Below are 24,873 nucleotides of genomic sequence, written 5' to 3' on the forward strand. Positions count from 1 at the left end.
GATTATGGCGCGGGGGGCAAGCGCGTTGGGCTGGCAGGGAAGGCGGCAGGATGACGGCGCTTGCGATCTACGACATGGACCGGACGATCACGCGTCGCGGAACCTATACGGGCTTCCTGCTCCATGTGGCGCGGCATCGTTCGCCCTGGCGGCTGCTGTTCGCGCCGGTCGCGCTGCTGGTGATGGTGGCTTATGCATGCCGGCTGATCGATCGCGCAAAACTCAAGGAAATCAATCAGTCGCTGCTGACCGGCGGGCATATTCCCTCGGCCGAGCTGGAGCCGCTGGCACGGAGCTTCGCGGCCCGGACGGTGGCCACCAACATCTATCCCGGCGCATTGCGGCAAATGGCGGCAGACCGCGACTCGGGGCACCGGCTGGTCATGGCGACCGCATCCTATCGCATCTATGTGACCGCGATCGCGGAAGCGCTCGGCATGGACGACGTGATCGCGACCGACAGCTTCTGCCTGCCCGATGGGCGCATCCGGGCGCGGATCGAGGGTGAGAATTGTTACGGGCCGGCAAAGTTGCGCAAGATCCAGGCATGGCTCCAGACGCAGGGGCTGGATCGACCGGATTGCAGTGTGCGCTTCTATTCGGATCATGTCTCCGACGCGCCGGTGCTGGACTGGGCGGATGTGCCGATCGCGGTGAACCCCAGCCCGAAACTGCGCCGGCTGGCGAAGGGGCATGGCTGGTTGATTGTGGATTGGAGTCGGTAATCCGCAAGTTCGCGCCAAATTTGGCTCAGGCCGGAGCGAGAATGGTATCGCCCGAGAACCGGCGCGGAGCGTACTTCCGTACGTGAGCACCGGAAGCGCAGGGTGATGCCGTTCGCAGCCCGGCATCAGCCAAATTTCAAGCCTTCTCCAGCGTGCATTGCAGCGGGTGCTGATTCTGCCGTGCGAAATCCGTGACCTGGGTGACCTTGGTCTCGGCGACTTCGTAGCTGAAGATGCCGCAGACGCCGACGCCCTTCTGGTGGACGTGGAGCATCACGCGAGTCGCGTCCTCGATGCTCATCCGGAAGAAGCGCTGGAGGCAAAGGACGACGAATTCCATCGGGGTATAATCGTCGTTGAGCATGAGCACCTTGTACGGCGTCGGCCGCTTGGTGCGTGTCCGTGTGCGGGTGGCGACGCCCAGGCCGGTGCCTTCGTCGTCACCCTCCTTGCGGTCGGCCATCATGAGCGAAAAAGATGTCACGTCACGCATATGCGAGGAGAATATGGCAAGCGCATCGACGTGGGCAAGGGGGAATGCGGCGTTTGGCGCGCAATCGATGCTGAAATTTACACAGGCCTTGTTTCGCGCCTCAGCCTGATTCGGCCCGAAGCGCGAATCGGGCCCTGGCGCAGACGCAAGAACGGCCGCCCCGATGGGGGGGCCGTTCCTTACGCGTTACGCGACTGCTGCACTCAGGCGGCGGTCTTGAACTTCTCGGCGGCAACCGCGATCCGGCTGGAAAGCGGCTGGAAAACGTCGCCGGCCAGCTTCAGCGAAGCTTCGGTGTTCTTCGAGGTCTGCGCGACGAACGAGTCGAAAGCCGACTTCGCATAATCGCTCTGCAGCTTGAAGAAATCGGTCGGCGACTTGGCGGCGGCGAAGCTCTTCAGCGCGGCCTGGGCCGATTCGAAGTTCTTGCGGCCGAGCTCGGCGGCGTCCTGGCCGATCGTCTCGAGGCCCTGCGCGGCGACCTTGGCCGAGGCGACGAACGCCTCGAGGTTGCCCTTCTGGAAGTCGGCCAGGTCCTCGGCGATCTTCTGGCTCTTCTCGACGGCGGCTTTGGCGCGGTCGTTCAGATCGGCGAACACGGCCTGCGCCTGGTTGGTGGCTTCGGTCGCGGCCTTCTTGACGGTCTCGGTCACTTTTGCGGTGTCGGTCATCTCGATGGTTCCTTTCTCTGCGGTGGCGGCTTGTTTCGGGGCCGTCCGGTTCGTTTTCACGGTCTTGGCAGGTGCCGGTTTCGCAACCGGCCGTGCCTTGGTGTCGGTGGCGCTCATATGCGGTCCTGCTTATGTTGCATTGCACAATATAGTGCGCCGCAGCAGATTGCAAGAGTTTTTGTGCAGTGCAGCAAAAGCGTCACGCGACTGGCACAGAACCGTCACGCAGAGAAGAAAAGCCGTTTATTTATCGTGACTTGACGTAGCGTCCCGGCGCGTCCTCGATCGCCTTGAGCTTGCCTTTTCCGGGCACGCGCGCACCCGTCGCTGATTGTTTGTCGCCATCCTGCCCGGATAGCCAATCGATCCAGTCGGGCCACCAACTGCCCGGAGTCTCCGTCGCAGCCGTCAGGAAGTCTGTCAGGCTCTTCGCCGGTTTCTCGCTGGTCCAATATTGATATTTGCCGGCACTCGGCGGATTGACCACGCCGGCAATATGCCCCGAGCCGGCAAGCACGAAGCGGATCGGCCCGGCGAAATGGTCGTTGATCTTCCAGACGCTCTCCAGCGGCGCGATATGGTCCTCGCGCCCGGCCTGCACATAGGCCGGCGTCTTGACGGCGCGCAGGTCGATCGGCGTGCCGTCGATGCTGATCGCACCGGGCATGGCCAGCTTGTTGTCGCGATAAAGGTCGGTCAGATAGGCCTTGTGCCATTTGGCAGGCAGATTGGTGGTATCGCCATTCCAGTGGAGCAGGTCGAACGGCGCATAGTCCTGACCCAGCAGATAATTATTCTGCACATAGTTCCAGATCAGGTCGCGGCCGCGCAGCAGGTTGAAGGTGGCGGCCATGTAGCGGCCGTCGAGATATCCCTCGCCCGACAGGCTTTCGACGAGCTTGAGCTGCTCGTCGTCAACGAACAGATTGAGTTCGCCCGCCTTGGCGAAATCGACCTGTGCGGTGAAGAAGGTGGCGGTCTTCACCTTCTTGGCCTCGTCGCGCGCGGCGAGCAGCGCCAGCGTCGCCGCCAGCGTCGTGCCGGCGACGCAATAGCCGATGGCATGGACGCTCTTGACGTCGAGCAGGTCGCGGACCGTATCGATCGCATCGATCTGGCCGCGGACGATATAATCGTCCCAGGTCACGTCCTTCATGCTCGCGTCTGCGGATTTCCATGAGACGACGAACACGCTCAACCCCTGCGACACCGCCCAGCGGATGAAGCTCTTCTCCGGATTGAGGTCGAGGATGTAATAGCGGTTGATCCAGGGCGGGAAGATCAGCAGCGGCGTGCGGTGGACCTCGGTGGTCTGCGGCTCGTACTGGATAAGCTGGTAGAGCGGCGTTTCCTTCACCACCTTGCCCGGCGTCGTCGCGATATTGCGTCCCAGCTCATAGGCATCGGGCTGGCTATGGGTAAGCTGCCCCCGGCCGATGTCGCGCAGCATATGGGTCAGGCCCTTGAGCAGATTCTCGCCGCGCGTCTCGATGGTCTTTTCGATCACCAGCGGGTTGGTGAAGGCAAAATTGCTCGGGCTCATCGCATCGACGAAGCCCTGGGTGGCGAAACGGATCTGCTGCTTCTGCTTGGGATCGACGCCGTCGATCCCGTCGACGCTCTTGATCAGGTGGTCCGCGATCAGCAGATAGCTTTGCCGGATCAGATCGAACATCGGATTGTCGCGCCATTGCGGCGCGGAAAAGCGCCGGTCCTTGGCGATCCGCGGATCCTCCGCCTTGGCCGGGGCGCTCGCCGGATCGACGAAGCGTTGCCACAATTTCAGGCTTTCGCTCCAGAAATCCGCCTGAGCCTGGGCAACGGCGTCCATGCCGGCAAATGGCAGTCCATCGGTCGGGGGCTGCGCCGCGGCGGCCTGTTGCATCCGGTCTATCCCGAACTCGAGCAGCAATTGCTGCGCACGTCCGATCACCCAGGTCCATCGCTGCATATCCTCCAGCGTCGGCGGCGTCATGGTCGTGCCGGTCTCGGTCATCGGCGATCTCTCCCACAGAGTCGGCAGCAGCCTAGAGCCTGCGGGGGTGCGGTGGAAGCACTTCGTGTTTCGATCCGATCGACTTACCGGATCGGGCAAGAGGCGTTCGCGGCTCGCGACTGCCAATTAGCCTTCGACATAAGTCGTCCAAAAGCGTAGGAAACCGGCTCCAAAAACCTCCAATCGGAATGGGAGCCATGACCGAAGACTTCTACCGCATCAAGCGACTGCCGCCCTATGTTATCGCCGAAGTGAATGCGATGCGGGCAGCAGCACGTGCGGCAGGAGACGACATCATCGATCTCGGCATGGGCAATCCCGACCTTCCGCCGCCCGAACATGTGATCGAGAAGATGTGCGAAGTGGCGCGCAATCCAAAGGCGCACGGCTATTCCGCGTCCAAGGGCATTCCCGGCCTCCGCAAGGCGCAGGCGAATTATTATGGCCGCCGCTTCGGGGTCGATGTCGACCCCGACAGCGAAGTCGTGGTGACGCTGGGTTCGAAGGAAGGACTCGCCAATCTGGCGCAGGCGATCACCGCGCCCGGCGACGTCGTGCTCGCGCCCAATCCGAGCTATCCGATCCACACATTCGGCTTCATCATCGCGGGTGCCAGCATCCGTTCGGTGCCGACCACGCCCGACGAGCATTATTTCGAATCGCTCGAACGTGCGGTCAGGTTCATGGTGCCCAAGCCCTCGGTGCTGGTGATGGGCTATCCGTCCAACCCCACCGCAGAGGTCGTCGATCTCGCTTTCTACGAACGCGTCGTCGCCTTCGCCAAGGAACATGGGCTCTGGGTGCTCTCGGATCTCGCCTATAGCGAAATCTATTTCGACGACTGCCCGACGCCGTCGATCCTGCAGGTGCCGGGCGCGAAGGACGTCGCGGTCGAATTCACCTCGATGTCGAAGACCTATTCGATGGCGGGCTGGCGCATGGGCTTCGCGGTCGGCAACAAGACGCTGATCTCCGCGCTCACCCGCGTCAAATCCTATCTCGATTATGGTGCGTTCACGCCGATCCAGGCCGCGGCGGTGGCTGCGATCAACGGTCCGCAGGATATCGTCGAGAAGAACCGCCAGCTCTACAAGCATCGCCGCGACGTGCTGGTCGAAAGCTTCGGACGGGCGGGGTGGGACATTCCGCCGCCGCGCGCATCGATGTTCGCCTGGGCGCCGCTGCCGCCCGCGCTCGCGCATCTCGGCAGCCTCGAATTCTCCAAGCAGTTGCTGACCCATGCCGGCGTCGCGGTGGCGCCGGGCGTCGGCTATGGCGAGGACGGTGAGGGCTTTGTCCGCATCGCGATGGTGGAGAATGAGCATCGTATCCGCCAGGCGGCGCGCAACGTCCGCAAATATCTCCAGAGCATGGGCGTGAATACGCCCGCCAAGGCGGGCTGACCCGGATGGTTGGGGCGCTGCTGCTGCTCGCGGCCGCCGCGGCGCCCCAACCCACCAAGCTCGAGACCTTTCGCGACTGGATCGTCGGCTGCGACAATGGCCGCGCCTGCCAGGCGGTGGCGCTGATGCCCGAGGCGGAGCTTGAAGGTACGACCCTGGTCGTCACGCGCGGTGCCACGGCGTCTGCGGTGCCAGAAATCAGCGTTACCGTACCGGAAAAGGGCCGAACGCTCGGCGTGGGCAAGCGGCGCATCGCCTTTTCCGCCAATGGCGCGATCGCCGCGAAGGATGTGCCCGCTCTGCTCGATGCATTGCGGCGCGATCCGTCACTCCCGGTGCTTGACGCGATGGGCAAGCAGATATCCGCCGTCTCGCTTTCGGGGGCGAGCGCCGCGTTGCTCTACATGGACGATCGCCAGAAACGTGTGGGCACGACAAGCGCATTGATGCGCAAGGGAACCGTGAGCACGGTGCCGCCGGCACCGCCGCTGCCCGTCATTCTCCGTCCCGTAGCATCGGCCGCGCCGCCGCGAACCATCTCCCAGGCGGATGCGCTGAAGCAGCTCGGCGATATCGGCTGCGAGGTCGATCGGGAATCGCTCGAACCCGAAGCGGTGCGGCTCGATGCCGGTCACAGCTTGGCGCTGGTGATGCAGCCCTGCGGCAACGGCGCCTATAATTATTTCGGGATCGCGCTGATCGTCGACGAAAAGGGGCGGATCACGCCGGCCGCGTTCGATTCGAGCCCCGGCATGGGCGAGGATGCGCATTCGCTGGTCAATCCCGCCTGGGACGCGGACAAGCGTCTGCTCGACACCTATGCCAAAGGGCGTGGTCTGGGCGATTGCGGCGTGACGAGCAGCTTCGCCTGGGACGGACAGCGCTTCCGCCTGGCAGCGCAGGCCGAAATGGGCGAATGTCGCGGCAGCGTCGACTATATCCCGACCTGGCGAGCCAATGTGCAGGACAGTCGCTAGGATCGACCCGCCCAATCACCCTCGGCAAGCGAGAGGGGCGTTCAATCGATCGATCTTGAAAGCGGCGCGGCGCTCGGCCATTGCCAATGCATGTCCCGCACCGACTATCCTTTCTCATACCGCTTTCGCGTCCGCTATGCGGAGGTCGATCCCCAGGCCGTGGTCTTCAACTCGCGCTATCTCGAATATGCCGATGTCGTGCTGACCGAATATTGGCGCGCCGCCGGCATCAATGCCGCGGCTGGTGGCGAGTTCGATTGCCATGTCGTGCGTGCGCTCGTCGAATATCGCAAGCCGATCCGCGTCGATGAGGAGATTGACGGGCTGATGCGCGTGGCGCGGATGGGCAATAGCAGTATGACCTTCGCCATCGCACTGCATGGCGCCGATGCCGATGATCTCCGCGCCGAGATCGAGCTGGTCCATGTCCATGTCGACCTGACCGACGGCAAGCCGCGCCCGATCCCGCCCGCCGTCCGCGCCGCCTTCGGTTTTCCCGAATAGGGAGATTCCCCGGCATGACAGGCCGGGGCGGGGCGCCTATATGCCGCCCATGCATTGGGCGCTGGGCATCCTCCTTTTCCTCGCCACCATCGTTGCGATGGAGGGTTTCGCGTACGTTGCCCATCGCTGGCTGATGCATGGGCCGGGCTGGTTCCTCCATGAGAGCCATCATCGGCCGCGCACCGGTAACTGGGAACTCAACGATCTCTATGCCGTGATCTTCGCGATCCCCTCGATCCTGCTGATCCTGGGCGGCGTCCAGCTCGGCTGGGGCGATTGGGCGACCTGGGTCGGGGCGGGGATTGCGGGCTATGGCGCGATCTATTTCGGTTTCCACGACGTGATCGTCCACAAAAGGCTCGATCACCGCTATGTGCCGCGCTCCGAATATATGAAGCGGATCGTGCAGGCGCACAGGCTGCACCATGTCGTCGAAACCAAGGAAGGCACGGTGAGTTTCGGCTTTCTCTGGGCGCCGAAGCCCGAACTGCTGAAGGCGGAGCTCAAGCGGCGCGAGCGGGCGGGGGTGCGGGCGCCGGTTAGTGGTCTGGACGGTTAGGGCGGCACGACGAAGCGCATCTACAAACCCCGTTCGTGTCGAGCGAAGTCGAGACACGCGGCGCGGGCCCCAAACGTCCCTCGACTTCGCTCGGGACAAACGGAGCGATTTACGCAGCCGGCCTCGTCCAAAGCCCATCACGCGTCACAGATGCGCCCGGCCGCCGATGCCCCTGCACCCACGCCCGCATCACCCAGCCCAGCTTGGCCCCTTTGCCGACGACAGTGCGGTGATCCCAGGCATGAGCGCCGCGTGCGCGCACCATGCGTGCGATATCGCCGTAGATGCCGGCAGCCGCCAGGACTGCCCAGCGCGCACGAAAGGGCAGCCTGGTCGCGCCGATCCGTGCCGACGCCTCATAGGCCTCCGCCTTGCTCGCCAGCCGTGTCGCCATGATCGTGAGCCGATCGCGATAGGGCGGCTTCATATGTTCGCCCGGCGGGATATCGAATTCGGTAAGCCAGTCGAGCGGCAGGTAGCAACGGCCGGCCGCGGCGTCCTCGGCCACGTCGCGCGCGATATTGGCGAGCTGGAAAGCCAGGCCCAGATCGCAGGCGCGGTCGAGCGTGTCGCGGTCGTCCGGATCGACGCCCATCGCGATCGCCATCATCACACCGACGACGCCGGCGACGTGATAGCAATAGGTGAGCAGATCGTCCTCGCTGCGCGGTCGCCAGTCCGCGGCGTCCATCGCAAAGCCCCGAACCAGGTCGCGGGGAAATGCCGGCGGGATGCGGCATTCGGCAGCGACGATCCTGAGTGCGTCGAATGCGGGGTCGCCGATCACCTCGTCCGCCAGTGCGCGTTCGGTGCGCTCCGAAATCAGCGCCAGTCGTGCCGCGGGATCGTCGACCGCGCCCATCGTCCCGCCATGATCCTGCCCGTCGGCCAGATCGTCGCAACGGCGGCACCAGGCATAAAGCAGCCAGGCGCGTTCGCGCGTTCTGCGATCGAACAGCCGGCTCGCCAGTGCGAAGCTCTGCGAACCGCGCGCGATGCTTTCGCCTGCGGTGGCGACGATCGCTTCACGAGTGGGGAGGGGGGCGTGCGCAGCCATCGGAAGTCGACATGCCCGTCATCGCCAACGCCCGCAAGCGAGTCCGAGATAGTGACGAAGGACGGGCTGCCATTCAGGTCAGGCCGGAGCGAGAATGGTGCTGATCGAGAACCGGAGCGGAGCGTACTTCAGTACGTGACCACCGGAAGCGCAGGGCAGTGCCGTTCGCAGCCTGGCATCACCTGAATGGCAGCTCGTCCTAAAGCTGGTCGCTGGTCATGCGGAATATCGTCTGGTGCGGCCGATATTCCGCCATCTTGGCGAGCAGGCCGTCGAGCGTGTCGTCGACGATAAGGATGTCGCGATGCTGCGGCCGGACGAATCCGACCTCCGCCATATGTTCGGCAAAGGCGATCAGATGATCGTAATAGCCGGCGACGTTGAGCAGCCCGACCGGCTTTTCGTGATAGCCGAGCTGTGCCCAGCTCACCGCTTCCCACAATTCGTCCATCGTGCCGACGCCGCCCGGAATCGAGATGAAGCCGTCCGAAAGGTCGGTGAAGAGCTGTTTGCGCTGGTGCATGGTCTGTACCGTGTGCAGTTCGGTGCAGCCGCGATGGGCGACTTCCGCGTTGACGAGTGCATCGGGAATCACCCCGATCACTTCGCCGCCGACCTCCAGCGCCGCGTCCGCCACCGCGCCCATCAGTCCCAGGCGGCCGCCACCATAGACCACGCCGATCCCGCGCTCGGCGAGCGTGCGGCCCACCATCCGTGCCGATTCGATATAGACGGGATCGGTCGGCGTGGCCGAGCCGCAATAGATTGCGAGGCGCTTCATCGTCTTTCCTCCAGCATCAGCGCCGCGGTCGCCTTCGCGCTGCCGACGACGCCCGGAATGCCGGCGCCGGGGTGCGTTCCCGCGCCGACGAAATAGAGATTGGATATCGCGTCGTCGCGATTATGGGTGCGGAACCAGGCGCTCTGGGTCAGCAATGGCTCGAGGCTGAACGCGCTGCCGAGATGGGCGTTCAGATCGCGGCCGAAATCGGCGGGCGTATAGTGGAAGCTGGTCACGATCCGCTCATGGATGTCGGGGATCAGGCGACGGCCGACCTCGTCGAGGATGCGCTTTTCCAGGATCGGGCCGATATCGCTCCAGTCGACCGGCAGCTTGCCCATGTGCGGCACCGGCGCCAGCGCATAGAAGGTCGAATGACCCTCCGGCGCCATCGACGGATCGGTGACCGTCGGGTGATGGAGGTAAAGCGAGAAATCGCGCGGCAAGACGCCGGTGTCGTAGATGTCGGACAGCAGCCCGCGATAGCGCGGGCCGAACAGGATCATGTGGTGCGGGATGCCCGGCCAGGCGCCCTTGATCCCGAAATGAACGACGAACAGCGACGGCGACCAGCGTTTGGTGGCGAGCGATCGTGCGACCCGCTCGCCGCGTTTGTTCTGCGGCAACAGGTCGCGATAGCTGTGCATGACGTCGGCATTGCTGGCGACCGCATCGGCATCCATGCGCCAGCCGCTCGCGGTGGTCACGCCCGTCGCGCGATCGCCCACCGTCTCGATCCGCCGGACAGGGTCGCCCAGCCGAAGCGTGCCGCCCAGCCGTTCGAACTGCGCGACCATCGCGGCGACCAGACGGTTGGTGCCGCCCTGGGCGAACCAGACGCCGCCATCCTTCTCCAACTTGTGGATCAGCGCGTAGATCGCGCTCGTCGTCATCGGGTTGCCGCCGACCAGCAATGTGTGGAAGCTCAGCGCCTCGCGCAATTTCTCGTTCTTCACGAAGCTGGAGACCATCGAATAGACCGATCGCCACGCCTGATATTTCATCAGCGCGGGTGCGGCCTTCACCATCGATGCGAAATCGAGAAAGGCGACACTGCCCAGCTTCTCATAGCCCTCGCGATAGACGCCGGCCGCATAGTCGAGGAAGCGCGCATAGCCCTCGACATCCAGCGGATCGAGCCGGGCGATCTCATTGCGAAGCTGCGCCTCGTCATTGGAATAATCGAAATTGGTGCCGTCGGGCCAGTTGAGCCGATAGAATGGCTTGACCGGGGTCAGGGTCACGTCCGCCGCCATGTCGTGCCCCGACAATGCCCATAATTCGCGCAGGCAGGCTGGATCGGTGATCACGGTCGGGCCGGCGTCGAAGGTGAAGCCGTCCTTTTCCCAATAATATGCCCTGCCGCCGGGCCGGTCGCGCCCCTCGATCACCGTGGTGGCGATTCCGGCCGCCTGGAGACGGATCGCGAGCGCCAGTCCGCCGAAGCCCGCGCCGATGACCGCCGCTGTCCTCATCGCCGCCTCGTCATCTTCCGGCTCATTTCCTGGGTTTCCTGATCGCCGAAAGCGCGCGGCCCACGGGGACGGGCGGCTTGCCCATCAGGATCCGCGCCTTGTCCATCGCGGTCGAGCGACCCGCATAGAAACGCGCGACCAATGCGGGGTCGAGGCGATAGAATCGCTCGAGCACCTTGTAGCGCTCGGCGGGCTCAGCGGCGCGGAACAGCATCCGGTTCAACATGCGATAGAAGCCGCGTTCATCCCAGGCCTTTTTCGCGAAATCGTGCAATGCGTCGTGCAGCGCGGCGCCGTCGAGCCGCGGCAATCCGGCGACCAGCGCCGCGGTCCGCACCGCATCGGGCAGCGAATAGCCGGTGGTCGGGTGGAACAGGGCAGCACGCACGCCGGCTTTCGCCACCTGCTGCCCGCCGGAACCCCAATATCCTTCGAAATCGCCGCCCATGCAGACCGGCAGCACGCCGACCTCTTCACGCGCCACATGGCCGACATGCCAGCCCCTGGCCACGGCATATTCGTCGATGCGCTTGCGGCAGATGTCGACATCGAGTTCGGGGCCGTCGCTGTAATACGTGTCCTCGACGAAGATGCGCTCGATTCCGAAAGGCAGGGTGTAGACGAAACGATAGCCGTCGATCTGCTGGACCGTCGCATCCATCACGATCGGCATATCCTGCCCGTGCGGCGCATCGAGCACCAGCTCCCGGCCCAGGAATTTCTGCCAGCCGAGGTCGAGCAGGCTCAGATCCGCCGGGCCGCGGGCGTCGATCACGCCGCTCGCCTTGATCCGCGTGCCGCCCGCGATCACGACGCTTGCGCGGGTGAGCGATGCGACGCGACGTCCGGTCATCACCGATCGTTTGGGCAGCGTTGCGCGGACATGATGATCCAGATCCTCCGACAGGATCGAATAATAGCCGCCGGAAAGCGCGCGGGCGTGTTCCGGAAACGCGACGCGATGTCCTTGCCACATATGGCGGACGAGTGGCGCGACCAGCCAGCGATCTTCGGGGGCGACGTCCTCGGCGAAGAACGACCAGACATGGTCGCCGCCCAATATGTCGCTTTCCTCGATCAACCGCACGTCGAGGCCGGGTCGCCTGGCGCGAAGGGCGAGTGCGATCAGCGATCCGGCCAGTCCGCCTCCGACGATCGCGATGTCACAGATAATCTTGCTCGGCATTGTCGGATGCCACCTACAGGAGGAGATGGCGGGCGCAAGGGGGGACGGCATGGAACGATCGGATCAAACGCCCCGCTCGTCTTGGCGCGGGCGGCCCCGGCCCCTAAAAGGGCGGCGTGACCATCGCTATCGCCATCGCGCTTTCGGCGCTCGCCATGACGCTGATCGTGGGCGTTCGCTATCTGCTTGCCAGCGGCGGCTTCGCGCTGGCGACGCGGTTTCGGCATCCGGGGCTCTATCACGGGCTCGATGGGCAGATGCGGCGTGAGATCGCGTGGTCGCTCGCCAGCGCGGCAATCTATGGCGTGCCCGCGGGCGTCGTCGCCTGGGGCTGGCAGAATCGTGGCTGGACGCGGATCTACACGGATGCGAGCGCCTATCCGCTCTGGTATCTGCCGGTCTCGGTGCTGCTTTACCTGTTGGCGCACGACACGTGGTTCTACTGGACGCATCGCTGGATGCACCGGCCGCGGCCGTTCCGCATCGCCCATGCCGTCCATCATGCCAGCCGACCGCCCACCGCCTGGGCGGCGATGAGTTTCCATCCATGGGAAGCGCTGACCGGCGCCGTGGTCATTCCGGCGCTGGTGTTCGCGATTCCCATCCATGTTGCGGCACTGGCGCTTGTACTGACGATCATGACGGTTATGGGTGTGACCAACCATATGGGGTGGGAAATCTTTCCGCGGTTCATCCATCGCGGTCCCTTGGGGCGCTGGCTCATCACGGCGAGCCATCACCAGCGGCATCACGCCGAATACAGGTGCAATTATGGGCTCTATTTCCGGTTCTGGGATCGGCTTTGCGGGACGGACAAGGGGCTGGGCCACTTCGACTTGCCGGATCGCCGCGGCAATGACGGCGCTGTGGACGCTGGTGGGCGCGACGGCTCAACCCGCATCGCTTGATATCAGTTTCGAGGCGCTGCGCTCGCACAAGGGCATCATCCGTATCTGCCTGACTGCCAATCCCGCAGGCTTTCCCGATTGTTCGAAGGACAAGAGCGCGATCACGCGATCGGTGCCTGCCAGTGGCGGGGTCGTCCATATCGCCGATCTGGCGCGCGGCACCTATGTGCTGGCGGTGATCCACGACGAGAACGGCAATTCCAGACTCGACACCTTCGCCGGCATTCCGAAAGAGGGCATCGGCTTTTCACGCAACCCGCGCCTGATGTTCGGCCCACCGAGCTTCGCCTCGGCGAGCTTCCAGATCGACGGTGCGCCGGTGAGCCAGATGGTGCGGATGAAGTACTTCCTATAGAGCGCGTGCAACCAATTGAGCTTGCAACCGTTTTTCCGGTGAGTTCCAACAGGGAGGTTCCCGGATGATCGATCGCTCAGGCGCGCAGGCGCGACGCATATCCCACGCCGCCGCCATGGCCGCGATGCTGATCGCGGCGCCGGTCTTTGCCCAGTCGGCCGAACAGACGCCGCCCGCCGAGAATGACGATACGCTGACGATCGGCGCCGGCGCCGGCTATATGCCGTCCTATGAGGGGTCGGACGATTATCTGCTGAGCCCGGTCGTCGCGGTTCGCGGCAAGGTTGCCGGCCATAATTTCTATACGCGCGGCACCCAATTCCACTTCGATGCAATCCCCGAGCGGCCGGGCAACAATCTCGACATTTCGCTGGGGCCGGTGGCCTCCGTCCGCCTGGATCGGACGTCGCGGATCAAGGATCCTCAGGTCCGCGCGCTCGGCAAGCTCGATGCCGCGATCGAGGTCGGTGCCTTTGCCGGCGTCGCCAAGACCGGAGTGATCACGAGCGCATATGACACCTTGTCGTTCCGCATCGCTTATCTTCGCGATGTCAGCGATACGCATGACAGCTACATCCTGACTCCGACGATCGAATATGGCACGCCGCTGAGCCCGACCACCTATGTCGGCCTCTCGGTCTCCGCCGACCGCGTCGGGGACGGTTATGCCCGCACCTATTTCGGCGTCACGCCGGCCGGTACGGTCGCCAGCGGATTGCCGACCTATTCCACCGATGGCGGCTGGAAGAATGTGAGCGTCGGTCTGCTCGGCACCGTCTCCCTCTCGGGCGATCTGCGCAAAGGCTGGGCTTTGTTCGCGGTCGGCAATTATTCGAAGCTGCTCGGCGATTTCAAACGCAGCCCGATCGTCAGCGTCGCGGGCAATTCGAACCAGTGGCTGGGTGCGATCGGGATCGGTTACACCTTCTGAAAAATCGCGCGGAAATGCGACGGTCCGAGCGGATTGCAGTTCACATCGGGCATGATTTTGCGGTATTCATCGGGCCGATATCCTTTTGGAGGACCGATTGGACGGCACGCTTCCCGACGCCGGAGATTCGGCAGGTCCAGGCGACGGTCAATCCCGCGAACCCCGGACCAGCCGTCTGCTCGCCTGCGATATGCGACTTCAGGACGGATCGGTGGTCCGCGTCCGCGTCCGCAATATCTCCTCCGGGGGATTGGGCGGCCGATCCGACACGCCGATCGATGCCTGGCAGCCTGTCGAAGTGAGCCTGCCGGTTATCGGCACGGTTGCCGGCAAGATCGCGTGGGTCCGCCAGGATCAGTTCGGCGTCCAGTTCGAGCGGCCGATCGACCCCGCAAAGGCGCTGATTACGTCGTCACAGCCGCAGGCCACCCATGTCGTTCCGTCGATTTTTCAACCGAACACCGACTATCGCCGCCCGGGGCTCAAGTCGCGCTAGGGCCCATGACCGCGATTCCGGTGAAAGGCTCTCCTGAGTCTGCCGAAGGGGCCGGAATGACGATGTTCGGGTTTGGCCGGAGGCGGATTACCGCCTGACCCGTTTCTTGGACTCAGGCTTCTTCACCGGGCGTGGCTGATACTGGCCCCAGAAATCGTCGCCCCACAATGCGCGGGCGGCCGATTGGAGCGATGCGGGATAGTCGGCGAGCGTGCGACGCTCGCTGGAATTGGAACTGGGCATGACGTGCCTCCTTGGGCGCCCATTTGGGCGCGCCACATGAAACCGGAATGACAATTTGGCGTCGGCCGCGCTCAGGCGGCGCTGCTACACGTCGAACCGCACATCATATATGTCATCGTGACCTCCTCATACGGTCCACGAGACAGCCCCTTCACGCGCGGGGCCGCGCATCGTGCGCTTTAGCCGTTGGTGACGCGGAGCAAGCTGACCAATCAAAAGCCGCGGGTCCGGATGGGATCGGCCGGACCACCGATACTGTGTTTTTAGCCCAATGGCGGGCGGGCGCCAGAAACCGATTCTTGGCCGCGATGTAGTTTTGCCGCAGGGAACTTTCCCGGCGCATGCGCGATCGGTTCGCTCAAGCGCGCGGGAAACCTGGTTTCAGTCGACCTTTTGGTCGAGCATCCTGATGATGCCGGAGAAATCGAGGCCGCCCTGGCCGGCATCGGTAAACGCTTCGTAGAGTTCGCGCGCGCGCTTGCCCATCGGCACCTGCGCACCCGCGCTGTCGGCGGCTTCCATCGCCAGCCGCAGATCCTTGAGCATCAGCGCTGCCGCGAAGCCGCCCTGATAGTCGTTGTCGGCGGGTGATTGCGGGCCGACGCCGGGGACGGGGCAATAGCTGGTCATCGACCAGCTCTGGCCCGACGCCTTGGACGAGATGTCGTAGAAGGTCTGCGGATCGAGGCCGAGCTTCTGCGCGAGCAGGAAGGCTTCGCAGGTCGAGACCATCTGGGCGCCGAGGATCATGTTGTTGACGATCTTGGCGGCCTGGCCGGCGCCGTTGCCGCCGGCGTGGATCACCGCCTTGCCCATCGCGGACAGGATCGGTTCGGCGCGGCCGAAGGCCTCGGCGGAGCCGCCGACCATGAAGGTCAGGGTGCCGCCGGTGGCGGCGGCGATTCCGCCGGAAACCGGGGCGTCGACGGCGGCCAGGCCCTTGGCGGCGGCATTTGCCGCCACCCGCTTGGCGGTGTCGACGTCGATCGTCGAGCAGTCGAGCAGCAAGGTGCCGGCCGCGGCGGTGGCGAAGATCGCGTCTTCATAGACCTGTTCGACATGCTTGCCGGCGGGCAGCATCGTCACGATCGCCTCCGCACCCTCGGCCGCGGCGGCGGCGCTGTCGACGGGCAGGCAGCCCGCCGCCCTGGCGCGCTCCAGCGCCTCGGCCGAAAGATCGAAGGCGCGGACGTCGTGTCCGGCCTTTGCCAGGTTCGCGGCCATGCCGCCGCCCATATTGCCCAGTCCGATAAAGCCGATGCGTGCCATCTTACCACTCTCTCCGATATCGATGCTTATTTGCCGGTCCACTTGCCGGGGCGCTTGTCGACGAAAGCCGCCATGCCCTCGGTCTGATCCTCGGTGCCGAACAGGCCGTGGAACAGCCGGCGCTCGAACAGGATGCCCTGGGTCAAGGTGGTCTCGAAAGCCGAATTGACCATTTCCTTGTTCGCCTTGACCGCGAGCGGCGCCATCTCGGCGATCGTCGTCGCGGTCTTCACCGCATCCTCGACGAGATCGGCGACGGGCACGATCCGCGCGACGAGACCGGAACGCTCGGCTTCCTCGGCGCCCATCATCCGGCCGGTCAGGCACATCTCCATCGCCTTGGCCTTGCCCACCGCGCGCGGCAGGCGCTGCGATCCGCCCATGCCGGGGGTGACGCCGAGCTTGATCTCCGGCTGGCCGAATTTGGCATTGTCGCCGGCGAGGATGAAGTCGCACATCATCGCGAGCTCGCAACCGCCGCCCAGCGCATAGCCGGCGACCGCGGCGATCACGGGCTTGCGCGTCGCGGTGACGCGATCATAGCCCGCGAAGAAGTTGCTGGCGTACATTTCGGCAAAGCCCTGGCCCGACATCTCCTTGATATCGGCGCCCGCCGCGAACGCCTTTTCGCTGCCGGTCAGCACCGCGCAGCCCTGGCTGGCATCGGCGTCGAACGCCTCGAGCGCGGCGATCAGATCGGTGAGCACCTGGGTGTTGAGCGCGTTCAATGCCTGGGGCCGGTTGAGCGTGATCAGCGTCACCGGGCCGCGCGTTTCGACGAGCAGGGTTTCGTAATTCGCCATTGGGTCGTCCTTCGTGATGGGAGAGGGTTCAGGCGGGCGTCCAGGCCTCGTCCTCGGGCAGCGGCGCGAAGATCGTGTCGAGCATATGCTCGGTCACGCCCTCCGGCGTCGCCGGATTCCATTGCGGCGCATTGTCCTTGTCGATGATGACGGCGCGGACGCCCTCGAGGAAATCGTGGCGCTGCACGACATGACAGCCCACGGCATATTCCTGCCGCATCTCGTCGGCGAAATCGTGCATGGCGGCGCCTTCGCGCAGCAGGCGCAGCGAGACCTTCATCGTCTGCGGCGATTTGGTCTTGAGCGTCGCGAGCTCCTTGGCGGCCCATTCGCCGTCATCGGCCTCAAGCGCGGCATAGATATCCTCCAGCCGGTCCGACGCGAACAGCCGGTCGATCAGCGCGCGGCTCGCCTCGATCCGCGCCGGGGGCGGCGCCACCGAAAGCTGGCCCAGGATTCCGTCGATCCGCTGCGGATCGGCGGCGATCCGGGCCTTGGCCTCTTCGAGCGCCTCGGCGGGGAGATAATGGGTCGCGATGCCGAGCGAGAGGCATTCGGCGCCGTCGAGCCGCGCGCCGGTGAGCGCGAGGAACTGGCCGGTGCGGCCGGGCAGGCGGGAGAGATGCCAGCCGCCGCCGACATCGGGGAACAGGCCGATGCCCGTCTCCGGCATGGCGAAGCGCGTATTCTCGGTCGCGACGCGGTAGCGGCAGGGCATGGCGATGCCGACGCCGCCGCCCATGGTGATGCCGTCCATGAAGGCGATGGTCGGCTTGGCATAAGCGAACAGCCGGTGATTCATGCGATATTCGGTGTGGAAGAATGCGCGCGCCTCCACGCCGTCCTTCGCACCCGATTCGGCGAGCATGCGGATGTCGCCGCCCGCGCAGAAGCCGCGGCCCTCGGCGTGATCGAAGATCACCGCCTCGACGCCGAGATCGCCGCGCCAATCCTCGAGCGCGTCGAGGATGCCGACGCACATCGCGGTGGTCAGCGCATGGATCGCCTTGGGCCGGTTGAGGCTGATGCGGCCGGCCTTGCCGTCGACACGGACGATGAGTTCGCTGGTCATTTGGTGCATCCCCAAGCTGGTTACTGGCGAGTCAGGTCTCGTCCGACGATCATGCGCATGATCTGGTTGGTGCCCTCCAGGATCGAATGGACACGCAGGTCACGCCAGAAACGCTCGATCGGATAATCCTGAAGATAGCCATAGCCGCCATGGAGCTGGAGCGCGTCGTTGACCACCTTCGATCCGGTATCGGTGGCGAAGCGTTTGGCCATCGCGGCGAAGCGCGTCTTGTCGGGCGCGCCCGCGGTCACCTTGGCGGCGGCGGTGTAGAGCAGCGCGCGCGCGGCCTCGAGCTCGGTCGCCATGTCGGCCAGCATGAACTGGGTGTTCTGGAACTCGGCGATCGGCTGTCCGAACTGCTTGCGTTCCTTGGTATAGGTGATGCTTTCGTCGAGGCAGCGCTGCGCGCCGCCCAGCGAACAGGCGCCGATGTTGAGCCGGCCGCCGTCGAGCCCCATCATCGCGATGCGGAAGCCTTCGCCCTCACCGCCCACCAGATTCTCGACCGGCACGCGCACGCCGTCGAAATTGACCTGCGCGGTCGGCTGCGATCGCCAGCCGAGCTTCTTTTCATTGGCGCCGAAGCTGACGCCCGCCATGTCCTTTTCGATCACCAGGCAGGAAATGCCCTTCGGCCCGTCCTCGCCGGTGCGGACCATGGTGACATAGACCTCGTTCTCGCCGCCGCCCGAAATGAACGCCTTGGATCCGGTGACGACATAATGGTCGCCGTCGCGGACCGCCTTGGTCTTGAGCGCGGCGGCGTCGGATCCGGAGCCCGGCTCGGTCAGGCAATAGGATGCGATCTTGTCCATGCCGACGAGCTGGGGAAGATATTTGTCCTTCACCACCTGGCTGCCGAACCGGTCGATCATCCAGCTCGCCATATTGTGGATCGAGATGAAGGCGCTGGTGGAGGGGCAGCCATAGGCCATCGCCTCCATGATCAGCGCCGCTTCGAGCCGGCCGAGGCCGATGCCGCCCATTTCCTCGGACACGTAGATCGCCGCGAAGCCGAGTTCGGCCGCGGCCTTGATCGTATCGCGCGGGAAGAAATGCTTCTCGTCCCACTCCGCGGCGTGCGGGGTGATCGCGTCGGCGGTGAACTTGCGCGCCAGATCCTGAATCTCGCGCTGTTCGTCTGTCAGGTCGAACTGGGTGGTCATATCAATCCGGCTTCACCTATGGTTGCTACACGATCCGAGCTTCGTCGGTTTCCATCTCGTTCCCGGCTTCAACGACGGCCTCGCGCGTCATCTGAAAGCCGCCCGTCCAATCCTCCAGCGTCCATTGGCCGGTGACCGACAGGCCGTCATCCGCCAGATCGCCCGCATAGTCGACACGGTGCGCCAGATCGCCGGAGCCGTCATATACCTTGGCGAAGGCGACCGAAAAACCATGGCGCGTTCCCCTGATAAAGGCTTCGAGCCGTCCGGAGGAAGCAGTGATCGTGTTCGGTTCGCTGATCGATCCGGAAAGCTGCCCGCCGATATCGTCGATGTTGGCGATGAACCGGACAACGGGCTCCGACGGGGCATCATACCAATAACGCCCCGTCCAGAAACCCGTCATGTCCGTCCTGTCCAATGTCACCCCATGGTCGGGATGACGAACGCGTTGCTGCCGTCGGGCGAACCGTCGGGCCAGCGCTGCGTGATCGTCTTGGTCTTCGTCCAGAAGCGGACGCCTTCCATGCCGTGCTGGTTGATGTCACCGAATGCCGAACGCTTCCAGCCGCCGAAGCTGTGATAGGCGACGGGCACGGGGATCGGCACGTTGATGCCGACCATGCCGACATTGACGCGGTGCGCGAACTCGCGCGCGGCATGGCCGTTGCGCGTGAAGATGGCGACGCCGTTGCCGTACTGGTGCTGCGAGGGGAGGGCGAGCGCCTCCTCGAAATCATTGGCGCGCACGATCTGGAGAACGGGGCCGAAAATCTCTTCCTTGTAGCTCTGCATCGTCGGCTTGACGTGATCGAACAGGCTGGGGCCGATGAAGAAGCCCTGCTCATGACCTTGCAGCGTGAAGTTGCGGCCATCGACGACCAGTTCCGCGCCTTCGTCGACGCCGGTCTGGATCCAGTTCTCGACGCGCTGCTTGTGCGCGGCGTTGACCACCGGGCCGTAATGCGCCTCGGCATCGGTCGAGACGCCGACGCGCAGCGCCTCCATGGCGGGGACCATCTTCTCGCGCAGCGCATTGGCGGTCTTCTCACCGACCGGCACGACCACGGGCAGCGCCATGCAGCGTTCGCCCGCCGAACCGAAGGCCGCGCCCGACAGGTCGTTCACGACCTGGTCGAGATCGGCGTCGGGCATGACGATGCCGTGATTCTTGGCGCCGCCCATCGCCTGGACGCGCTTTCCGGCGGCAACGCCGCGCTGATAGACATAATGGGCGATGTCGGACGAGCCGACGAAGCTGACCGCCGAGATCGCGGGATGGTCGAGAATCGCGTCGACCATTTCCTTGTCGCCGTGCACGACCTGGAGCACGCCCTCTGGCAGGCCGGCTTCGAGGAACAGCTCGGCAAGACGGACGGGCACCGAGGGATCACGCTCCGACGGCTTGATGATGAAGGCGTTGCCGACGGCCAGCGCGACGCCCGACATCCACAGCGGAATCATCGCGGGGAAGTTGAACGGGGTGATGCCCGCGCCGATGCCGAGCGGCTGGCGCATCGAATAGACGTCGATGCCGGGGCCGGCGCCCTGGGTATATTCGCCCTTCAGCGCGTGCGGGATGCCGCAGCAGAATTCGATCACCTCGAGGCCGCGCTGGATGTCGCCCTTCGAATCGGCGATCACCTTGCCATGTTCCGACGAGAGCAGATGCGCGAGCTCGTCCATATTGGCTTCGACGAGCGCCTTGAAATTGAACATCACGCGCGCGCGGCGCTGCGGATTGGTTGCGGCCCAGCCGGGCTGCGCCTTCAACGCGGCGGCGACGGCGGCATCGAGCACCGCCTGGTCGCCCAGCGCGACGCGCGCCTGGATCTGTCCGGTATTGGGATCGAAGACATCGCCGAACCGTGCGCCGTCGGACGCGAGCGGGGTGGCGAGCGTGTGGGTGATCTGGCGCATGGGGGCCGGCCTCTCCTGTATTGATCGGCGCCTCACTGGACCTTTGTGAAATTGCACTCAAGGCCAAATCTTCGCATGCTCAACCTGCAATTTTGCAGGGTTTTGGTGCCGAACGGCCCTGACCGGGCGAGATTGCACGGCGATGCGGGCAATGGTTTCGGATCCGCATCGGGCGCGTTCGAAGCGCCGCGATGTCGGTGGCCCCTTAAGGGGGAGTGTTTTTCAGAAAATGGTGCTGCCGGTGAGGATTGAACTCACGACCTCAGCCTTACCAAGGATGCGCTCTACCACTGAGCTACGGCAGCACGGCCCGGACGGGCGAGCAGTTGCGGGCCTATGGCGGAGGGGCGGGCGTTCGTCAAGGCGGGCTTGCCCTGAATGCTGCGATCTGTTTGGAATTGTCACAATGGGCAAACAACAGGACAAGCGCGCCGAGCGTCTGGCACAGGCGCTGCGGGAGAATCTGCGGCGGCGCAAGGCGCAGGCGCGGGACGGGCAGGGCGGCGAAGACGCGCCCGACGGCGATCGGGATCCGCTTTCGGACGCCGGTGATTCGGACGGGCCGGACGCAATATGACGGTGGCGCCGACCATCCAGACCGAGCGCACGATCCTGCGCGCGCATCGTCACGAGGATTTCGAGCGTTTCGCCGCGATCTGGGGCGATCCGGCGGTGACGCGCTTCGTCGGCGGCGTGCCGCTGCCGCGTGGCGATGCCTGGACGCGCTTCCTGCGCGCGTCGGGGCTCTGGCCGATCCTGGGCTATGGCTATTGGGCGGTCGAGGATCGCAGCGACGGGCGCTATCTCGGCCTGGTCGGACTGGCCGAGCTCGAACGCGGCATCGCCGCGATCGCCGGCGTGCCCGAAGCGGGCTGGGTATTCGGGCCCGATGCCCATGGCCGGGGACTCGCGAGCGAGACCGTGGCGGCGATCACCGGCTGGGCCGATACCGCGCTGTCCGCGCCCGAAACCTGCTGCATCATCGACCATGACAATGCCGCGTCGATTCGGGTCGCGGAGAAGGTCGGTTATGTGCTGGCCGGGCCCGAGGACTTTGGGGGCGGGCAGATACTGGTGTTCAGGCGGCCCCGGATGGGGTGAGCAGGGCGCCTGCTCCCTCACCCCCTTCAGGGGGAGAGGGTTGGAGAGAGGGGGGAGTCGGGGCAGGATCGAACGCCGGCGCCAAGGCCTCGCCCGACTGCCCCCTCTCCCGACCTCGCTACGCTCGGCCATCAGCGTTGTGCGGCGCCGAGGTCGATCGTGCCCCCGGCACGATCTGCGAAATGCCGGGGGTATTGCGCACCTCGGCATTGCACAACGCTCCCCCTGAAGGGGGAGAGGGAACTCTTGCGTCCGTCAGGCCGCCATTCGGTAGCAGTCGTCGCCGTCGGGAAGGGCGTCGTCTTCAGCGAGGGCGTAGAGCGCGTAGGGGGCTTCGCCGTTGCGTCCGGCGCTTGGGCGGTTGACGACATTGCCGGTGGGACGGAAGCCGAGCTTGCGCAGCACATGGCCGGAGGCAGGATTGTCGAGGAAATGCGACGCGACCAGCCGGCCGAGCTTCAGCACGCGTGCGATCTCGATCAGCGCCTGGCCTGCCTCGGTGGCATAGCCCAGGCCCCAATGGGGGCGGGCGATCCAATAGCCCATTTCGATATCGCCGCCCGGCGCGCGGCCGAGGCCGCAGCCGCCGACGAGCCGGGGCGCGCCGTGCGTGCGTGCGGTGATCATGAACTGGGGCAGCGCGGGATGCCGCTGTGCCGCCAGAAAATCACGGGCATGGTCGATATGATAGGGCCAGGGGGCCGTGGCGAGGTTGCGGACGACCATCTCATCGCCGATCGCGGCGGCGAGCGCGGCCGCATCCTCCGGCCAGCCGGGCCGGAGCAACAGTCTCGGGGTACGCGCGAACATGTCTCTCTCCTTATGCCGCGCCCCATGCCGCAATCAGATTACGCCATGGAGACAATGGGATGAGGGAGACAAAGAAAAAGGGAGCGGGGGCGACCCCTCTCCCTCTTCACCTGCCGCAGCAGGTTTTCGGGCCGCCCCAGGGGCGACCCGTTTACGGTTCGCCCGATTTTACTCGGCTGCCTGCGCCAGAACGTCGACCGAGCAGAATTTCCGGCCAAGCTTGCCGTCGTGGAAGGTCACGCGGCCTTCGACGAGTGCGAACAGCGTGTGATCCTTGCCCATGCCGACATTGCGGCCGGGATAAACCCGGGTGCCGCGCTGGCGCACGATAATGTTGCCGGGAATGACTTCCTGGCCACCGAATTTCTTGACGCCGAGGCGGCGGCCCGCGGAGTCGCGACCGTTGCGGGAAGAACCGCCTGCTTTCTTATGTGCCATCTCTCAAAACTCCTGTCGGCGCGCTTACGCGTCGGTCTTCGGCGCGGCCGGCTTCTTGGCGGCGGCCGGCTTCTTGGCGGCGGCGGGCTTTGCAGCCTTGGGCGCAGCGGCTTCGGCGGCAGGTGCCGTCTCGACCTTGGGCTCTTCGGCCTTCTTGGCCGCGGCCTTGGGCTTTTCGCCACCGATGGCGAGGATCTTCAGGATCGTCATCTGCTGACGATGGCCGTTGCGGCGACGATAATTGTGCCGACGACGCTTCTTGAAGACGATGACCTTTTCGCTCTTCGCCTGGGCGATGATCTCGGCCGAAACCGTCAGATCCTTCGCTGCCTTCAGCTCGCTGCCCTCGCCGGCCAGCAGGACGTCGCTCAGCGAGATCGAATCACCGGCGTTGCCAGCGATCTTCTCGACGGCGATCTTGTCTCCTGCGGCAACGCGATACTGCTTGCCGCCCGTGCGCACGATAGCGAACATGGCTTGTCTCTTTATCTTCAAAGCTATCCACGCAGGCGAACGGCTACGGCCGGACCCCCGCACGGGAAAGTGGGGCTGTTAGCTTCGCTTTCCTGCGCTGTCAACGAGGAAAGGGCGCTCAACTCGGCCATTTCCGCCGCTGTCGCGTGCGATTGCGGCCAAGGCCGGTTCATCGCGCGGAAAGCACGATTCGCCTAGCAGATGCGGCATGGGCCGTCGATAGGGTCGGCCCGCTGAAAGGCTTTTCGATGGCGCTCGCCCGTTTGCTCCTCGGTTCCGCGGTTTCGGCCGCGATCATCGCCACCTCGGTCGCGCCCGCCGCGGCACGGCCGTATCGCGGCCATAATGGCGGTTGGCATGGTGGTGGACATGGCGGCTGGCATCGTCGCGATCGCGGCATCGACGGCGGCGACGTGCTGGCGGGCGTGGTGATTCTCGGCGGCATCGCCGCGATCGCCGGCATGTCCGCCAAGAAGGATCGCCAGGTCGACGACGAGATCGCCGTGCGGAACGGCGATGCCTATGCGGACCGTTCGGATGACGGCGAATGGCGCGGGGATGCGGTGGACCGGTCAGATGATCGCGTTGGCGATCGCGCCGATGATTCCGTTGCCGCGCCCGATGCGGTGCCCGCCGATGGCGGCGATGGCGATGCGCAGGTGATTCGCGACGAGAATGCGGCGGTCGATGCCTGTGCCCGCGCGGCGGAAGACGAGGCGCATCGTTATGGCAGCGACACCAATGTCCGCGACATCGGCGACGTCCAGGGCGAGGGCACCGAGTGGCGGGTGACCGGCACGGTCGAGGCGCGCAACAGCTATCGCGAGCGCGCGGATGCGCACGGTTTCACCTGCACCGTTCGTTATGGGCAGATCGAGGGTGTGCGGCTGGATGGGGATAGTGTGGCTTTGCGTTGACGGGATGCATGGTGCGTCCTTCGAGACATAAGTAGCTCCTGCCCCCTCGCCCCCTTCAGGGGGAGAGGGCTGGGAGAGGGGGGCTTCGGGGCAGGATCGAGCGCCAGCGCTAAGGCCTCGCCCGACTGCCCCCTCTCCCGCCC

At 64.9% G+C, this 24,873-nt stretch carries 29 protein-coding genes and 1 tRNA gene; 12 read left to right on the top strand and 18 right to left on the bottom strand.

Annotated features, from left to right (window positions below):
* Nucleotides 1-50 precede the first annotated feature (50 nt).
* Nucleotides 51-725, top strand: a complete 675-nt coding sequence (locus AC3WN8_RS06665) for an HAD family hydrolase (RefSeq protein WP_492668611.1) — start codon at nucleotides 51-53, stop codon at nucleotides 723-725.
* 136 nt (nucleotides 726-861) lie between these two features.
* Here the strand turns inward: AC3WN8_RS06665 and clpS are convergent, their stop codons facing one another.
* The 3 genes from clpS to AC3WN8_RS06680 all read right to left on the bottom strand — a co-directional run bounded on the left by clpS (nucleotide 862) and on the right by AC3WN8_RS06680 (nucleotide 3,885).
* Entirely contained in the window at nucleotides 862-1,218 is a 357-nt protein-coding gene (clpS, locus tag AC3WN8_RS06670) for an ATP-dependent Clp protease adapter ClpS (protein ID WP_492668612.1), read from the bottom strand.
* A gap of 203 nt (nucleotides 1,219-1,421) precedes the next feature.
* A complete protein-coding gene (locus tag AC3WN8_RS06675) occupies nucleotides 1,422-2,006 on the bottom strand; it encodes a phasin family protein (RefSeq protein WP_492668613.1) in 585 nt (194 codons plus the stop codon).
* A 130-nt stretch (nucleotides 2,007-2,136) separates the two neighbouring features.
* Nucleotides 2,137-3,885, bottom strand: a complete 1,749-nt coding sequence (locus tag AC3WN8_RS06680) for a PHA/PHB synthase family protein (RefSeq protein WP_492668614.1) — start codon at nucleotides 3,883-3,885, stop codon at nucleotides 2,137-2,139.
* 197 nt (nucleotides 3,886-4,082) lie between these two features.
* Between AC3WN8_RS06680 and AC3WN8_RS06685 the strand changes: the two genes are divergently transcribed.
* The 4 genes from AC3WN8_RS06685 to AC3WN8_RS06700 all read left to right on the top strand — a co-directional run bounded on the left by AC3WN8_RS06685 (nucleotide 4,083) and on the right by AC3WN8_RS06700 (nucleotide 7,328).
* Complete coding sequence (locus AC3WN8_RS06685; protein ID WP_492668615.1) at nucleotides 4,083-5,288, top strand: LL-diaminopimelate aminotransferase; 1,206 nt, start codon at nucleotides 4,083-4,085, stop codon at nucleotides 5,286-5,288.
* Nucleotides 5,289-5,293: 5 nt separating this feature from the next.
* Nucleotides 5,294-6,265: a DUF1176 domain-containing protein gene (locus tag AC3WN8_RS06690; protein ID WP_492668616.1), complete on the top strand. Its 972-nt coding sequence runs from the start codon at nucleotides 5,294-5,296 to the stop codon at nucleotides 6,263-6,265.
* 90 nt (nucleotides 6,266-6,355) lie between these two features.
* The gene (locus AC3WN8_RS06695) at nucleotides 6,356-6,769 is read left to right on the top strand and encodes an acyl-CoA thioesterase (protein WP_492668617.1); all 414 of its coding nucleotides are present in this window, start codon (nucleotides 6,356-6,358) and stop codon (nucleotides 6,767-6,769) included.
* A 49-nt stretch (nucleotides 6,770-6,818) separates the two neighbouring features.
* Entirely contained in the window at nucleotides 6,819-7,328 is a 510-nt protein-coding gene (locus AC3WN8_RS06700) for a sterol desaturase family protein (RefSeq protein ID WP_492668640.1), read from the top strand.
* 109 nt (nucleotides 7,329-7,437) lie between these two features.
* On the opposite strand, the gene AC3WN8_RS06705 is transcribed toward AC3WN8_RS06700, so the two are convergent.
* The 4 genes from AC3WN8_RS06705 to crtY all read right to left on the bottom strand — a co-directional run bounded on the left by AC3WN8_RS06705 (nucleotide 7,438) and on the right by crtY (nucleotide 11,827).
* Nucleotides 7,438-8,385 carry a phytoene/squalene synthase family protein gene (locus AC3WN8_RS06705; protein WP_492668618.1) on the bottom strand — a complete coding sequence of 316 codons (948 nt, stop codon included), beginning with the start codon at nucleotides 8,383-8,385 and terminating at the stop codon, nucleotides 7,438-7,440.
* Between the two features lie 199 nt (nucleotides 8,386-8,584).
* On the bottom strand, nucleotides 8,585-9,166 hold the full coding sequence (locus tag AC3WN8_RS06710; RefSeq protein ID WP_492668619.1) for an LOG family protein: 582 nt from the start codon (nucleotides 9,164-9,166) through the stop codon (nucleotides 8,585-8,587).
* Nucleotides 9,163-10,641: a phytoene desaturase gene (locus AC3WN8_RS06715; RefSeq protein ID WP_492668620.1), complete on the bottom strand. Its 1,479-nt coding sequence runs from the start codon at nucleotides 10,639-10,641 to the stop codon at nucleotides 9,163-9,165. The genes AC3WN8_RS06710 and AC3WN8_RS06715 overlap by 4 nt, the downstream gene beginning before the upstream one ends.
* 22 nt (nucleotides 10,642-10,663) lie before the next feature.
* On the bottom strand, nucleotides 10,664-11,827 hold the full coding sequence (gene crtY / locus AC3WN8_RS06720) for a lycopene beta-cyclase CrtY (protein WP_492668621.1): 1,164 nt from the start codon (nucleotides 11,825-11,827) through the stop codon (nucleotides 10,664-10,666).
* Between the two features lie 122 nt (nucleotides 11,828-11,949).
* Here crtY and AC3WN8_RS06725 point away from each other — a divergent pair, with 122 nt between their 5' ends.
* The 4 genes from AC3WN8_RS06725 (at nucleotide 11,950) to AC3WN8_RS06740 (ending at nucleotide 14,517) form a co-directional block, all read left to right on the top strand.
* Nucleotides 11,950-12,735 carry a sterol desaturase family protein gene (locus tag AC3WN8_RS06725; protein WP_492668641.1) on the top strand — a complete coding sequence of 262 codons (786 nt, stop codon included), beginning with the start codon at nucleotides 11,950-11,952 and terminating at the stop codon, nucleotides 12,733-12,735.
* On the top strand, nucleotides 12,683-13,090 hold the full coding sequence (locus AC3WN8_RS06730) for a DUF2141 domain-containing protein (RefSeq protein WP_492668622.1): 408 nt from the start codon (nucleotides 12,683-12,685) through the stop codon (nucleotides 13,088-13,090). The genes AC3WN8_RS06725 and AC3WN8_RS06730 overlap by 53 nt, the downstream gene beginning before the upstream one ends.
* Nucleotides 13,091-13,154: 64 nt before the next feature.
* Nucleotides 13,155-14,021 carry a MipA/OmpV family protein gene (locus AC3WN8_RS06735; RefSeq protein ID WP_492668623.1) on the top strand — a complete coding sequence of 289 codons (867 nt, stop codon included), beginning with the start codon at nucleotides 13,155-13,157 and terminating at the stop codon, nucleotides 14,019-14,021.
* Between the two features lie 97 nt (nucleotides 14,022-14,118).
* Nucleotides 14,119-14,517, top strand: a complete 399-nt coding sequence (locus tag AC3WN8_RS06740; RefSeq protein WP_492668624.1) for a PilZ domain-containing protein — start codon at nucleotides 14,119-14,121, stop codon at nucleotides 14,515-14,517.
* 87 nt (nucleotides 14,518-14,604) lie between these two features.
* Here the strand turns inward: AC3WN8_RS06740 and AC3WN8_RS06745 are convergent, their stop codons facing one another.
* The 8 genes from AC3WN8_RS06745 to AC3WN8_RS06780 all read right to left on the bottom strand — a co-directional run bounded on the left by AC3WN8_RS06745 (nucleotide 14,605) and on the right by AC3WN8_RS06780 (nucleotide 21,295).
* On the bottom strand, nucleotides 14,605-14,760 hold the full coding sequence (locus AC3WN8_RS06745; RefSeq protein WP_492668625.1) for a hypothetical protein: 156 nt from the start codon (nucleotides 14,758-14,760) through the stop codon (nucleotides 14,605-14,607).
* Between the two features lie 381 nt (nucleotides 14,761-15,141).
* Nucleotides 15,142-16,029: a 3-hydroxyisobutyrate dehydrogenase gene (mmsB, locus tag AC3WN8_RS06750; RefSeq protein ID WP_492668626.1), complete on the bottom strand. Its 888-nt coding sequence runs from the start codon at nucleotides 16,027-16,029 to the stop codon at nucleotides 15,142-15,144.
* A gap of 26 nt (nucleotides 16,030-16,055) precedes the next feature.
* Nucleotides 16,056-16,832, bottom strand: coding sequence for an enoyl-CoA hydratase (locus AC3WN8_RS06755; RefSeq protein ID WP_492668627.1), 777 nt, complete (start codon nucleotides 16,830-16,832; stop codon nucleotides 16,056-16,058).
* 28 nt (nucleotides 16,833-16,860) lie between these two features.
* Entirely contained in the window at nucleotides 16,861-17,904 is a 1,044-nt protein-coding gene (locus AC3WN8_RS06760; RefSeq protein WP_492668628.1) for an enoyl-CoA hydratase/isomerase family protein, read from the bottom strand.
* 20 nt (nucleotides 17,905-17,924) lie between these two features.
* Nucleotides 17,925-19,070, bottom strand: coding sequence for an acyl-CoA dehydrogenase family protein (locus AC3WN8_RS06765; protein WP_492668629.1), 1,146 nt, complete (start codon nucleotides 19,068-19,070; stop codon nucleotides 17,925-17,927).
* Between the two features lie 25 nt (nucleotides 19,071-19,095).
* Complete coding sequence (locus tag AC3WN8_RS06770) at nucleotides 19,096-19,476, bottom strand: hypothetical protein (RefSeq protein ID WP_492668630.1); 381 nt, start codon at nucleotides 19,474-19,476, stop codon at nucleotides 19,096-19,098.
* A 17-nt stretch (nucleotides 19,477-19,493) separates the two neighbouring features.
* A complete protein-coding gene (locus AC3WN8_RS06775; protein ID WP_492668631.1) occupies nucleotides 19,494-20,990 on the bottom strand; it encodes a CoA-acylating methylmalonate-semialdehyde dehydrogenase in 1,497 nt (498 codons plus the stop codon).
* A gap of 230 nt (nucleotides 20,991-21,220) precedes the next feature.
* Nucleotides 21,221-21,295 (bottom strand) — tRNA-Thr (locus AC3WN8_RS06780).
* 101 nt (nucleotides 21,296-21,396) lie between these two features.
* Here AC3WN8_RS06780 and AC3WN8_RS06785 point away from each other — a divergent pair.
* On the top strand, nucleotides 21,397-21,567 hold the full coding sequence (locus AC3WN8_RS06785; protein ID WP_492668632.1) for a hypothetical protein: 171 nt from the start codon (nucleotides 21,397-21,399) through the stop codon (nucleotides 21,565-21,567).
* A complete protein-coding gene (locus AC3WN8_RS06790; RefSeq protein ID WP_492668633.1) occupies nucleotides 21,564-22,091 on the top strand; it encodes a GNAT family N-acetyltransferase in 528 nt (175 codons plus the stop codon). Before AC3WN8_RS06785 ends, AC3WN8_RS06790 begins: the two co-directional genes overlap by 4 nt.
* Nucleotides 22,092-22,346: 255 nt before the next feature.
* Here the strand turns inward: AC3WN8_RS06790 and AC3WN8_RS06795 are convergent, their stop codons facing one another.
* The 3 genes from AC3WN8_RS06795 to rplU form a co-directional block, all read right to left on the bottom strand.
* A complete protein-coding gene (locus AC3WN8_RS06795) occupies nucleotides 22,347-22,901 on the bottom strand; it encodes a GNAT family N-acetyltransferase (RefSeq protein WP_492668634.1) in 555 nt (184 codons plus the stop codon).
* A 168-nt stretch (nucleotides 22,902-23,069) separates the two neighbouring features.
* Nucleotides 23,070-23,339 (bottom strand): 50S ribosomal protein L27, encoded by a 270-nt coding sequence (gene rpmA, locus AC3WN8_RS06800; RefSeq protein WP_492668635.1) that lies wholly within the window; start codon nucleotides 23,337-23,339, stop codon nucleotides 23,070-23,072.
* Between the two features lie 24 nt (nucleotides 23,340-23,363).
* Nucleotides 23,364-23,813, bottom strand: coding sequence for a 50S ribosomal protein L21 (rplU, locus tag AC3WN8_RS06805; protein WP_492668636.1), 450 nt, complete (start codon nucleotides 23,811-23,813; stop codon nucleotides 23,364-23,366).
* 248 nt (nucleotides 23,814-24,061) lie between these two features.
* Here rplU and AC3WN8_RS06810 point away from each other — a divergent pair, with 248 nt between their 5' ends.
* Nucleotides 24,062-24,730, top strand: a complete 669-nt coding sequence (locus AC3WN8_RS06810; protein ID WP_492668637.1) for a hypothetical protein — start codon at nucleotides 24,062-24,064, stop codon at nucleotides 24,728-24,730.
* Nucleotides 24,731-24,873: the final 143 nt, after the last annotated feature.

The sequence above is a fragment of the Sphingobium sp. FW305-3-2-15-F-TSA7 genome, assembly GCF_058787155.1.